This window comes from Bacillus sp. FSL W8-0116 (assembly GCF_038003825.1).
GTDB classification, from domain to species: Bacteria; Bacillota; Bacilli; order Bacillales; family DSM-4216; genus Bacillus_O; species Bacillus_O smithii.
Genome location: NZ_JBBOPY010000001.1, coordinates 1907037 through 1920630, shown reverse-complemented (window position 1 = coordinate 1920630; position 13594 = coordinate 1907037). Strand labels below are relative to the sequence as shown.

Sequence of the window (13594 nt, the reverse complement as noted above, 5' to 3'; positions counted from 1 at the left end):
GTTTGCAGAATACCAATAATTCTCTTTTCTTTTTATCTAAAGCAAAAGCGGCGTTCCTGATTCACGATGTGTAAAATTCGTATGTTTTCTCCTGCTTATGAAAAAAGAACAGCTTTTTCAAGCTGCTCTTCCCGTTCTTATTGTTCCATTTGCCGTGCAAGAAATCCTGAAGCAGTTTCCGCGGCTTTTTTCTCCACTTCGCCTATCGTTCGATCAGTGGAAAAGACAATAACGGCTCCAATTGGATCGCCATTAGCGATAATTGGGGCAATGGTGTATGATTGAACCGTTTCTTCGTGGCCATCAACAAAAGAGACCTCACCTTGGTTTGTTTGGATCACCGACTGTCGTTCTTCCATAGCGTTTTCAATCAAATCACTAATGTTTTTATTTAAATATTCTTTTTTCGACACCCCGGCCACAGAAATTACTGCGTCCCTGTCACAAATGAGGATCGAACATCCTAGGCTGTCATATAATGCTTGTCCGTATTCTTTAGCAAAATCACCCAATTCACTTATCGGGGAATATTTTTTTAATATGACTTCACCATCCCGGTCCACAAAAATTTCAAGCGGGTCTCCTTCGCGGATTCTAAGAGTTCTGCGAATTTCTTTCGGAATGACTACACGTCCTAAATCATCAATACGACGAACAATACCTGTTGCTTTCATTTTTGCTGCCTCGCTTTCATCAGATGATATTTTGGCAATCCATTATTTGCTTGCCAGTTTTACAATCATTCTTTTTGTTGATGTTAGTATCTAACAACTTAGAAGTTCTATTCACTTTCAGTGAGAATTTTCTATTGAAAAAAAATATTTCAAGCGAGGCATTATTTTCAGTTTATACTCTTTTCAACAGTTATCCATAAAAATTTTTCATCATTTTGCATAAGAGGAACGGATCAAAAAACAGCATTCACTTCACGGCAAACAGGTCAATGGCTCCTTTCGGGTGCCGACTTATTCAAGAGGCTTTCTTTTTTGCTTCTTTTAAATTTTGAATAATGTTGTAAGCAATAGAAAACCATTTTTCTACAGGAACATTTTTAATATTCATCGTAATTTTTAATTTATACCCGTCCATTCCATATCCCATCATCCGACCGTATGTTTGGCATAATTCTACTACTTTTGATCCGTCTAAAAGCGGTGTCCCTTTTTCACTGACTAGAATCGTCACTTCATTTTTTGTCTGCTTAATGGACTCTAAATGAACGTCTTTCGCAAAGATTTTCATTTCCGCCACTCGGAATAAATATTCTACTTCTTTCGGATATTCACCAAAACGATCGACCATTTCCTCTTGCAATTCAGCCACTTCTTCCAACGTTTCAAGAGCACGGAACCGTTTGTACATTTCAATTTTTTGCTGTCCGTCTGGAATATAAGCATCCGGAATATAAGCATCGATATCCAGTTCCACTTCAAAAACAGGCGGTTTTTCTTCCACAGTGATTCCTTTTCTTTCTTCAATCGCTTCTTTCAACATTTGCGAATATAGATCGAATCCCACTGAATCAATGAATCCATGTTGCTGAGGACCTAATAAATTTCCTGCTCCCCGAATCGACAAATCGCGCATCGCGATTTTAAATCCCGACCCCAATTCCGTAAACTCTTTGATCGATTGCAGACGCTTTTCTGCCGTTTCAGAAAGAACTTTATCTTTTCTATACATAAAATAAGCATAAGCGATTCGGTTGGATCGGCCCACTCGGCCTCTTAATTGGTATAGCTGCGATAGCCCCATCCGGTCAGCATCATATACAATCAGTGTATTGACATTTGGGACATCGACTCCCGTCTCAATAATGGTTGTTGTCACCAACACATCGTATTCGCCTTCCAGAAAGCTTAAAATGACATCTTCCAGCTCAGACTCGGTCATTTGTCCGTGGGCATACGTAACGCGCGCATCCGGCACAAGTAAAGATATTTCCTCCGCTTTCCGCTCAATATCTTCTACTCGGTTATAAAGGAAGAAAACTTGTCCGTCCCGCGCCAATTCTCTTTCAATCGCTTCTCTGACAACCGTTCCGTTATACTCCATCACGTACGTTTGAACCGGGAACCGGTTTTCCGGAGGAGTCTCAATGATCGATAAATCCCTTACGCCTAACATCGACATATGCAGAGTTCTAGGAATAGGGGTAGCTGTTAGCGTTAATACATCTACATTCGTTTTTAATTGCTTGATCCGCTCTTTATGCGTCACTCCGAAACGTTGTTCTTCATCGACAATCAGCAAGCCTAGATCATGGTATTGAACATCCTTGGACAATAGCCGATGCGTGCCGACTACAATATCAATCGTTCCATTTTTAATTCCTTTAATGGTTTCTTGAATTTGTTTTCGTGTTCGAAATCGGCTTAACATTCCAATATTGATCGGATATCCTCGAAAGCGCTCTTTCATCGTTTCATAATGCTGCTGCGCTAATATCGTGGTGGGAACAAGCATAGCCACCTGTTTTCCGTCCATAATTGCTTTGAAAGCCGCTCTTAGAGCTACCTCCGTTTTTCCATATCCAACGTCTCCGCACAACAATCGATCCATCGGTCGTTCTCTTTCCATATCCCGTTTAATTTCTTGAATAGAGCGCAATTGATCCTCCGTCTCCTGATAAGGGAAAGCCGCTTCAAACTCCCGCTGCAAGTCGCCATCAGGAGAAAAAGCATATCCTTTTGATGCTTCTCTTTCTGCATAAAGCTTGATCAAATCGTCGGCTATATCTTGAACAGACGATTGTACTTTCTTTTTAACCCGCTTCCACTCACTGCCTCCTAGCTTGTAAATCTTCGGTTCTTTTCCTTCGGAAGCAATATACTTTTGAACTAAGTCAATTTGATCAACCGGTACATATAATTGATCCGTTCCCTGATACTTAATATGGAGATAATCTTTATGGACTCCGTTGATCTCCAATGTTTTAATCCCCAAATATTTTCCGATCCCATGATTCACATGGACCACATAATCCCCGACGTTTAATTCCGAATAGCTTTTGATCCTCTCGGCATTCGAAAGTTTTTGCCTTCTCTTGGACTGTTTTACCTTTTTATTAAATAATTCTTCTTCTGTAATCACGGCAAGCCGCAAAGAAGGAAGTTCAAACCCCGTTTGCAAATTCCCATATAGAATTTGATGATTGCCGATAAACAGATTCTCTTCTTCCTCCAACAATGAAGCTTCAATCTCATACTCTTCTAAATCACTTTGGAATTTTTTCATTCGTTCTTTGCTGGAACACAAAAAGACAACTGTATATTTTCCATGTTTCCATCGTTCCGTTTCCGCCTTTAAGACATTCATTTGGCCATGAAAGTTTTGCATTGGTTTGCAAGACAAATTCACAATATTTTGCGGATTGGTGTGAGGAATATGCCTTAAAAACAAAGAAAAATAGAGCCGTGGCATCTTTATCGATGACAGGAGATCCGCTAGCGAATGGGACACTTGCAAGTCATGTACCATTTGACCTTCTTCAATGAGTGACGTATACCATTCTGCTTCCTCTTTTTCCAGCGAGTCATTCATTTCATTAATTCGGCTTAACTCATCAAAAAACACGATTCCTCTGTCCGAAAGATAATCTACTAAACTTGCAGGATGTTCATAAGCAATCGCTATATATTTGGCCATTTGATCTGGAAGGCTGCCTGTTTTTAATCTCTCAACATCATTTCCAATATTTTGAGTGAGAAGTTCTTTTGTTTTTTCATTCTTCACCTTTTTCAAGCTGTTTGCCAGCGCTGTTTGAAGCCTATCGCCCACTATCACCAATTGATCACGATCGAGCGGCATTTCGGAAAACGGGCCAATGCTGACTTCCTTTAAATTTTCTATGGAACGTTGGTCTTCAATGGAAAACGTGCGAATCGAATCAATTTCCGTGTCAAAAAATTCGATCCTAATGGGATCAGGGGTTGTCAACGGGTAGATATCTAATATGCCTCCCCTTAAACTAAACTCGCCTGGGGTGTTCACCATATCGGCTCGTTCATAACCCATTACGACCAATTCTTGCAAAAAGCTGTCTAAATCTACTTCATCCCCGACAGAAAGCATCTTTTGAAATCTCTTCCAAACATCTTTTGGAGGCAAGATCTTTCGCAAACCGGCTACCGGTACGATATACACACCTTTAGTGCTTGTCGTTAAATGATTCAACATTTCAATCCTTTGGGCTTTTAACTCTGGACTCGCAATAGAGATTTCCGCCGCAATCAGTTCATTGGCCGCATATAAATACACTTCGTTTTCAGGGATGCTTTGAATAAGATCGTCATACAGTTTTTGCGCTTGCAGCAAATTATGGGTCACGACCAATGTCGGACGGTTCGTCTTGTGATATACGGAAGAGATGAGCAAAGAGCGCGCAGAGCCTGATAATCCGGCAATAAGCTGCTCTGAAAGCCCTATTTCTACACCTTGAGTGATGGATTGAATTTCATCATTAGTAAGAAGTAAATTTTCTAAATTTTTTAACATTATTCTCCCCTCCTGGCGTCCAAACAAAAAAACAGAAAAATGCTTTGGACCGCATCCAAAGCTTGTTCAATCAATGTATAAGATAATCATTTTGGTGAAAATCCGGATATCGTTCAAGCGATTCCTGGCAATCTTCACAAATAGACTTTATAGAAATATCGCCATTACTTTCATATTGAACCATCTCTTTTCGTTCATGGTCCGCAAGTTTATGAAGACCTAGCTTTTCACTGCTAATAATATGTTTTTCCAAACTGCCTAGTTTAATGCCGCAATGCCGGCAATAATAATGAATAGCCATTACGTCCTCCTCCGTGTGCACATCTTATTCTTAGTATGTACACATCGAAACGAGGATATTCATTCTTCAGGAGTTAAACTGGTTCATGACTTCGGGAAATGGCTTCTCTAACCATTCAAGGCAAGCATCCGCACTCTTTTTAACGGCTTCATTCATGATCAACTGCTGCTCTTTGTCAAACTTTCCTAATACATAATCAATAACCGTATTATTTCCGTCAGGGCGTCCAATGCCAATCCGAATCCTTTTAAATTGTTCTGTACCTGTATGTTGTATGACTGATTTTATGCCATTATGCCCGCCTGCGCTCCCTTTTTGGCGCAAGCGAATTTTTCCGGGCGGAAGATCTAAATCATCATACACAACCAATAAATTCTCGATATCTATCTTATAGTAACGCATGACTTCGGCAATGCTTTCCCCTGACAAATTCATATAAGTAAGAGGTTTGAGCAGCAAAACTTGATGCCCGCCTGGCCGTACAATCGTATAAATTCCTTTGTGTTTCGCAGTTGTCAATGGAGATTGCAATCGATGTGCAAGCTCATCTATCACATCAAATCCAATATTATGTCTTGTTCCTCTATACTTTTCACCGGGATTTCCAAGCCCCGCTATTAATTTTATCATCCAAAAACACCTCAAGTTCCTTCTTTACATTCTAACATATTATGCAGTATGTACAAAAAAAGCGAGGCAACCGCCCTGCTTGAAAAAATAACATTTTTCGTAAAAATTTCTTTTTCTTATCTTCAACTGAAGATTCTCTATTAAGGCAAAATAGATGCTTGAAATGGGAAGCGGATAAAAGCATAGAACCCCTTATGATTTTCATCGTAAAAAATTTTTGCCAACACAGTTATATTTCAGTAATAAACACAACTATGAAAGAAAGACACAGCCTTTCATGCTGTGCCCTTACACCTATTAACCTTCGCTTTCTTTGCTTGCCGGTGTTTCCCTTCCTTCTTCATTTTCCGGTATGCCAGGCTCTTGTTGTTCGCCGGTGCTGATTTCTTCTTCTTGACGCGGAGCCAAGATAGAGACAATCGTCTCTTCATCGCCGTGCTGAATCTCAAATGGATAATGTTCTTTTATATCTCCTACGGTAATCGTATCACCGACTTGCAATTGGGAAACGTCCACTTGAATGGCATCCGGTATATCGGTCACTTTGCCTTTTACAGTCAATTCAAATAACGGCTGCTGCAAAACACCGCCATCTTTTACACCTGGAGCTTCCCCTTTTAATTCCACCACAACTTCAGCGGAGATTTCCGTGGAAGGATCGACAGCAAAAAAGTCAGCATGAATCATTTCGCCTGTGAGCGTATCTTCTTGATAGTCGTGTAAAACAGCGCTCTGCTCACGATCATCAATATTTAAGGTGATTATTCCATTCCTTCCCACTTCTTTAATCGTTTTTAGCAAATCTGTTCTGCTTACGTAAACCGCTTGATTTTCTAATCCCTTTCCATATATAACGGCCGGTATGTTTCCTTCACGCCGAAGTTTATTTAATGTCGATTTTCTCAAGTCATTCCGTCTTTTCACTTCTAGTACTGCACTCATATTAGACATCCTCCCGTTCTAGTTTTTTAATGTAAAAACCCTTTTATATGAATTGCCTAAACAGGCAATCTTTAAACATGGTCATTACATGAAAAACAAGAATGGTGATAGTCAATCGGCTTGGTAGCTAGTTGAAAAGTACGGAGCCGAAAGCCAGAATCCAGCTTCGAAAAGACTTGAATGGGGCGACTAGAAGGTGTCTATATATTCTGTATGGAAAGCCGCCCATTATTGCTTCGAACACACCCTTCATTCTTTTGCTCCTTATTTTTGGAATCCATACCATCCGCAAGACCTATTTTCGATGATGGATTAATCAAACAGCATGCTGACAGATTGATCTTCATGAACACGAATAATGGCCTCACCCATTAATGGTGCAACGGAAAGTTCCACGATTTTATCGATTTTCTTTTCCTCGGGAAGAGCAATAGAGTTGGTTACAACAAGTTCCCGGATATTGGAATTTTGAATCCGATCAATCGCCGGCCCGGATAATACCGGATGTGTACAGCATGCATACACTTCTTTAGCCCCGTTTTCTACAAGGGCGTTTGCTCCTAATGTAATTGTACCAGCTGTATCAATGATGTCATCTATTAAAATAGCAATTTTCCCTTCAATATTTCCCACGATATTCATGACTTCAGCAACATTTGGTTTTGGACGACGTTTGTCAATAATGGCAATCGGTGCTTTCATGCGTTCCGCCATTTTTCGAGCGCGTGTAACACCGCCATGGTCAGGAGAAACAATCACAATATCGTCGTCAAACTGTTTCTTTTTGAAATAATCGGCTAAAATTTTTACTCCCATTAAATGATCAATAGGAATGTCAAAGAATCCTTGAATTTGCGGGGCATGCAAATCCAATGTGATGACACGGGTCGCACCGGCTTTTTCCAATAAATTTGCCACTAATTTTGCTGTAATCGGTTCGCGAGCGCGCGCTTTTCGATCTTGTCGTGCATAACCGTAATAAGGAATCACAAGATTCACCGTTCTGGCAGAAGCCCGTTTTAAGGCATCGATCATAATTAACAGTTCCATCAGATTATCATTCACCGGAGAACTGGTTGACTGAATGACATAGACATCGCATCCACGAATACTTTCCTCAATATTAATTTGGATTTCTCCGTCGCTGAAACGTTTAACAGAACACTTTCCAAGCTCCACTCCGACAAAATTGGCAATTTCTTCTGCCAATGCCCTGTTGGAATTGAGGGCAAAGATTTTCAAATTTGGATCTAAATACTGGTTATACATGATGGACCTCCGAAATTATTTGTTATGGTTTAATTTTTGAACATAGCCATCCTTATTGATTTGGCGGGCGCGCGCTATCGCTAAAGCATCCCCAGGGACATCTTCCGTAATCGTGGAGCCTGCAGCTATATAGGCGCCTTTGCCGATTGTCACAGGAGCAACTAGATTTGAGTTACAGCCGACAAAAACCCCGTCTTCTATTTTCGTCTTATGTTTATTCTTACCATCATAATTTACGGTAATGGAGCCGCAGCCGATGTTCACTCCTTTGCCCACTTCTGCATCTCCTATATAACTTAAATGTGAAGCTTTGCTTCCGCGGCCAAATACCGTCTTTTTAATTTCAACAAAATTCCCGATCCTTACTTCATCTTCAATTTGGGAATCTGGGCGGATATGCGCGAACGGGCCAATCTTCACATCACTGCCAATGGCACTATCGTATGCAACCGATTGGCGAATCGATGTTCGATCCCCTACGGTGCAATCTTTTATCTCACTATTAGGCCCAATTTCACAATCTTCTCCAATTACAGTGTGACCTGTGATCATCGTGCCTGGGTAAATGATCGTATCTTGTCCGATCACTACGTCCGTTCCGATATAGGTGTGGTCGGGATCAACGATAGTGACACCATTTTTCATATGACGAAGGTTGATTCTTCTTCTCATAATTTTCTCTGCTTGGCTTAAAGCAGCTCGATCATTGACTCCGAGCGTTTCTTCAAAATCATCGATTTGATAAGCGGCAACGGTTTTTCCTTCCGATTTCATAATTTCAATGACATCCGGCAAATAATATTCTCCTTGAGCGTTATCGTTGCTTACTTTCTTTAATGCTTCAAAAAGAGCTTTATTGTCAAAACAGTAAGTGCCAGTATTAATTTCTTGTACTTTTCTCTCTTCTTCCGTTGCGTCTTTATGTTCAACAATCCGCTCAACAAAGCCTTCCTGATTGCGGATTACCCTGCCGTATCCATCCGGCTGATCCATATGAACCGTTAAGATCGTAGCGCTTGATTGATGCTGTTGATGGTGTTCGATAAGCGCTTTCATTGTATCAGCCTGAATAAGCGGCGTATCACCGCAAATCACTAATGTCATTCCTTCTTTATCACCTAAAAGCCCTTCCGCTTGCATAACGGCATGAGCTGTACCTAATTGTTCTTCCTGTACTGCAAACTCCGTTTTTCCATCCAACTGCGCTTTTACTGCTTCCGCGCCGTGGCCTACAATTGTAACAATCTTATCTGTATTCAAAGTCGAAACTTGATCGATTACATGCTCTACCATTGGTTTGCCGCATACAGGATGCAATACTTTATAAAGCTTAGACTTCATTCTTGTGCCTTGGCCGGCAGCCAAAATAATGGCATATATATTTGTCATACAGGGTCCCCCAATAACCTTTTTATCCATATTGAATAATATCCTAAATACACAATCTTTTCAAGGTTGCTTGGGAAACTCATGCTTTCAGCGTGGGAAAGAAAAGGATGGTAAATGATGGGGGGTAGAAGCGCAAAAAAAGAGCCTTACTTATGAAGTAGGCTCATGCTGTTTCATATGTGATTAGGAAGCTCCGGCTTCTTCTAATTCTATTTCTTCTAACTCTCCTAAACGATGATATTCGCTCAATACTGCGTCTTGAATTTTACCGCGAGTATTGGAGTTAATTGGATGAGCAATATCACGGAACTCACCATCCGGTGTCCGTTTGCTCGGCATGGCGACAAATAAGCCATTATTGCCATCAATTACTCGAATATCATGAATAACAAATTCGTTGTCCAGAGTGATGGAAGCGATTGCCCTCATACGACCGTCCGTGTTGACACGGCGGAGTCTAACATCTGTTACTTCCACTCTGTTCACCACCCTTCCTTTGTGAAAATCTAATAAATATATTCAACAGTATTTCTAATTTTCCTTCTTTTAATAGGAAAATTTTTTAAAAATTTTTAGTAGTCATTCCTTTTCTCTTAACGTCTCCAAAATAATTTTGTAAAACAGCCGGTAAAAAAATGAGGATGATGGATGAACCCATCTCTATTTCCAACCATCAAAGAAGCTGAATCATTATGTGTAAGGAGTCCAATGAAAAAAAACTGCCGACGATGTCGACAGTTTTTTATCCATCATGATTTCACGAGTGCAACCACTTCTATTTCAATTTTTGCGTCTTTTGGCAGCCGAGCCACTTCCACACAAGATCGAGCCGGTTTATGGTCCCCGAAAAACTCCGCATAAATGTCGTTTACAACGGAAAAATCATTCATATCCTTTAAAAATACCGTTGCTTTTACAACGGTTTCCAGCGACGCTCCTGCCTCTTGCAATACAGCTTGCAGATTGCGGAACACTTGCCTTGTCTGTTCTTCAATGCTTCCTTCCACCAATACTCCCTCAGGCGTCAACGGAATCTGACCTGAGCTGAAAAAGAGGTTATTGACAATGATTCCTTGGGAATAAGGGCCGATGGCAGCAGGGGCATTCTTCGTAGCAACTTGTTTCATCCTTCTTTTCTCTCCTTAAATAAAATGAATATTTTTAGTAAAATAATTCCCTTCATCTACCTTTATTTCCTTCTTTTTTACATCAACATCCCGCAATTTTACAAGTGAAATATAATCTTCCACCAATCGTTCCTCTGCATGCTCGGACTCAACCAAAACGGCGATGCCTGCCACTTCGGCATTAAATTCAGCCAGCATGCTTTTCATTCCGTTGATCGTTCCGCCGGCCTTCATAAAGTCATCCACGATCAACACTCTTGATCCCTCTTTTAAACTTCGTTTTGACAACACCATGGTTTGTATCCGTTTTGTCGAACCGGAAACATAGTTGATGCTTACAGTGGGTCCCTCTGTTACTTTACTGTCGCTTCTGACAATGACCACTGGCACATTTAAATGGGCAGCTGTAGCGTAAGCGATTGGGATACCCTTGGTGGCCACCGTCATAATCACATCTATTTCGATTTCAGAAAACGCGGATCCTAATAGTTTCCCAATTTTGTGTATGATTTGCGGGTTTCCAATGAGATCTGTCATAAATAAATATCCACCGGGAAGAAGCCTCTCAGGTTTTTCTAATTGCTGACATAATTCTTTAATAAATGCCCTTGCATCCTCTTCTTTTACTTTTGAAAAAAACTTGACCCCACCTGCAGCGCCGGGAATGGTCTGTAAAGTGCCCATCCCTCTTTGCTCCAGCGTTTCTTTCAAAATTCCCAAATCCTCACTAATGGAGGATTTGGCGGAACCGTACCTTTCCGAAAAAAAAGTTAAAGATACTAGCTCGCGGGGATGTTCTAATAAATAATAAGTCATATCAATGAGCCGTTCACTTCTCCGAAATTTCATATAATCACCGCGCCTCCTTAAAACCGAATATTTTCTTTTAAATATACATTAATATACGGTTTTACACAATGGTCGGCGGTCCGCCCAGCATTCTAACCGCAAAAACTTGGCCGCAGAATCCTCTCAACCCATTGTAAATCCGATTCATTCGTGAATCATGCTGTACAAGAGCGAAAACAGTAGGCCCGCTTCCGCTCATTAATACTGCATCCGCTCCCGATCGAATCATTTGTTCTTTGATTTGCGCCACTTCCTTATGCATTTTTAAAGTGACACTTTCCAATACATTTCCTACATTTTGGCACATTTTTTCATAATTTTGCTCGACAATCGCTTCAATCATTGCTTTCGTATTCGGATGTCGAACCTCTTCCAATTTCAAATTTCGATAAACTTCCGCGGTAGAGACTCCTATTTGGGGTTTGGCCAAAACCACCCAGCAATTCGGCGGTGTTGGAAGCGGGGTAATTTTTTCCCCTCTACCGGTTGCAAGCGCCGTTCCTCCAAAAACACAAAATGAAACATCAGATCCAATTTGAGAACCTAGGTCGGCCAGTTCCTCTAGAGAGAGACCTAATTGCCACAGTTGATTAAGACCTTTAAGCACAGCCGCGGCATCGCTGCTCCCTCCTGCAAGTCCGGCCGCTACCGGAATCGCTTTATCAATGGAAATGGAGACGCCTTTTTTGATGTGATACGTTTCTTTTAACAACTTAGCTGCTTGAAACGCCAAGTTGCGATGATCGTCGGGAACAAAACGGTTATGAGAGTCAATTCTAATTTCATCTTGTCGTAATTCTTTTAACTCTATTCGATCTGCCAGATCAATGGTCGTCATTACCATTTCCACTTCATGATAGCCGTCAGGTCTCTTATGAAGGACATCTAAAGATAAATTGATTTTCGCCGGTGCTTTTACATGCAATTTCATTTATTCACCTACTCTATTGAACCGAAGAATGATGGTTTGATATTGGAAACCGCCCTGAGCAGTTTGAAATCGGAAGGTATTTAGAGACAGAAAAGAACACCCATGTGCCTTTCCTTCATCCCAATCGAACGTTCGATGTATTTGTCAATCAATCATTTACTAAAGAAAAAATAAAACGTTGTTATGCAAATGTATGTATTCTTTCACATTATAGCCATTCAAGTATGTTATTTTACCATTTTCAAAAAACAATGAAAAGACCGGGTTCATGAACTCTATCTCTTAGCTGATATCATTGTGAAGCTTTTCAATAAACAGTAGACAAAACGAACGGATAAAATCCTCGTAAACATGCATCATGAATGACTTAAAAACACGGACAGTTCCTATTCAATGCAAAAGAGTCGTTTTACTTCACACAAAACCAAGGTTTAGATGAAAAAAATCGATATCATTTCATGAACTTTTACTTTCCCTGTATCAGAAAATCCGTCTATCATGGTTGTCGCTTCATCGAAATTTTTCTGTGATCTTTGCGTGTTATTTATTTTGAAGTGATAAAGAGGACACAGTCGAGGAATAAAGAGGATCTCTTCTCTGCATCGAGTAGGAGGGAGCGATGAACTCCCGTCCTCTCACACCACCGTACGTACGGTTCCGTATACGGCGGTTCAATTAAGATCATTGACGCAAGTCTTTATAACTTCCGTGAATAGCTGTTCTCTTTATGCCAGTGGTCACTCCACCCTCCAAGAGGTCTCCCACGGGATTCACCGCTTCCTCCCTCAAGTGAGGTACTACGTTTTCTGTGTTCATCATGACTCACTGAATACCAAGGGCTATTCTCTCTTCATTGTTCGGTCCTTCTTAGTTGTTCTAGACCAACTAATACTATGACCTCTGCTGACTTCTGACGGTTCAGCTACTTATCACTAAGTAGGTTATGAAGAGTACTTCACCTATCCGCCAGACCTCCCCGGGTAAGTACATGCACTTTCACACCATCTATCCGCCTCATTTACTCGATATGACCTTCGACAGAAAGAGCTTTGTTTTGTTATGCAAACTCACTCCATCATACCTAGCCTTATATGAGGTTCGTGTTCCTCGGACCGGTGTTTTGCCTCCAGCTTCCTTCAGATTCCGCGTCACCACGGACACCCTTGCTCTTGGCTAACCTCTACTTCTGTCTTCGGGGTTCGGGACTTACACCCTATAGTTCATGTACATGCCGGGCGCACATAAAAAAGGCCGGGAATTTGATTTCCCGGCCTTTGTGCGGCTTTTATTCAGATTGTTGCTTATTAATGAGCTGATGTTCGGCCATTTCGATAGCTCGTTTAACCATGTTTCCTGCGTCTCTTGCCGTTATGCCGCCCCAACCATCTCGTTGGACGACATCATAAAACCCAAGTTCTTTGGCAAGTTCTTCTTTGAAACGATCGGACATAACTCCTCGTCTTTTGCCCATATAAGCATCCCCCTTTTATCTTGCTTTAACGAACCCCTACTCTATACAGAGAAAAGAGCTCGAAAAAAGCAAGATCGGTTCACTCATCGGTCATAAAGAATCGATGAAAGTTGTAGCTATGCCGCATATTTAGTTTGTTTCGAAGTACTTTATTTATAACAGGGGGCTGCCGCCAATATTGGAAAACA

General features: G+C 41.0%; 12 protein-coding genes. All 12 read right to left on the bottom strand.

The window, feature by feature from the left end; genetic code table 11:
- Positions 1-137 precede the first annotated feature (137 nt).
- Positions 138-674, bottom strand: coding sequence for a stage V sporulation protein T (gene spoVT, locus N1I86_RS09050; protein WP_341095984.1), 537 nt, complete (start codon positions 672-674; stop codon positions 138-140).
- Positions 675-969: 295 nt separating this feature from the next.
- Entirely contained in the window at positions 970-4497 is a 3528-nt protein-coding gene (gene mfd / locus N1I86_RS09045) for a transcription-repair coupling factor (protein ID WP_270583675.1), read from the bottom strand.
- Between the two features lie 70 nt (positions 4498-4567).
- A complete protein-coding gene (locus N1I86_RS09040) occupies positions 4568-4798 on the bottom strand; it encodes an anti-sigma-F factor Fin family protein (protein WP_003352307.1) in 231 nt (76 codons plus the stop codon).
- Positions 4799-4864: 66 nt separating this feature from the next.
- On the bottom strand, positions 4865-5425 hold the full coding sequence (gene pth / locus N1I86_RS09035; protein ID WP_341097306.1) for an aminoacyl-tRNA hydrolase: 561 nt from the start codon (positions 5423-5425) through the stop codon (positions 4865-4867).
- A 300-nt stretch (positions 5426-5725) separates the two neighbouring features.
- A complete protein-coding gene (locus tag N1I86_RS09030; protein WP_048622336.1) occupies positions 5726-6370 on the bottom strand; it encodes a 50S ribosomal protein L25/general stress protein Ctc in 645 nt (214 codons plus the stop codon).
- 312 nt (positions 6371-6682) lie between these two features.
- A complete protein-coding gene (locus N1I86_RS09025; RefSeq protein WP_048622335.1) occupies positions 6683-7639 on the bottom strand; it encodes a ribose-phosphate diphosphokinase in 957 nt (318 codons plus the stop codon).
- 15 nt (positions 7640-7654) lie between these two features.
- Positions 7655-9028, bottom strand: coding sequence for a bifunctional UDP-N-acetylglucosamine diphosphorylase/glucosamine-1-phosphate N-acetyltransferase GlmU (glmU, locus tag N1I86_RS09020; protein WP_341095980.1), 1374 nt, complete (start codon positions 9026-9028; stop codon positions 7655-7657).
- Positions 9029-9211: 183 nt separating this feature from the next.
- Positions 9212-9505, bottom strand: coding sequence for a septation regulator SpoVG (gene spoVG / locus N1I86_RS09015; RefSeq protein ID WP_003352313.1), 294 nt, complete (start codon positions 9503-9505; stop codon positions 9212-9214).
- 272 nt (positions 9506-9777) lie between these two features.
- Positions 9778-10155, bottom strand: a complete 378-nt coding sequence (locus N1I86_RS09010) for a RidA family protein (RefSeq protein ID WP_003352314.1) — start codon at positions 10153-10155, stop codon at positions 9778-9780.
- 15 nt (positions 10156-10170) lie between these two features.
- Complete coding sequence (gene purR / locus N1I86_RS09005) at positions 10171-11004, bottom strand: pur operon repressor (protein WP_003352315.1); 834 nt, start codon at positions 11002-11004, stop codon at positions 10171-10173.
- Between the two features lie 61 nt (positions 11005-11065).
- Entirely contained in the window at positions 11066-11935 is an 870-nt protein-coding gene (gene ispE, locus N1I86_RS09000; RefSeq protein WP_341095978.1) for a 4-(cytidine 5'-diphospho)-2-C-methyl-D-erythritol kinase, read from the bottom strand.
- Between the two features lie 1285 nt (positions 11936-13220).
- On the bottom strand, positions 13221-13406 hold the full coding sequence (locus tag N1I86_RS08995) for a small, acid-soluble spore protein, alpha/beta type (RefSeq protein ID WP_003352318.1): 186 nt from the start codon (positions 13404-13406) through the stop codon (positions 13221-13223).
- Positions 13407-13594: the final 188 nt, after the last annotated feature.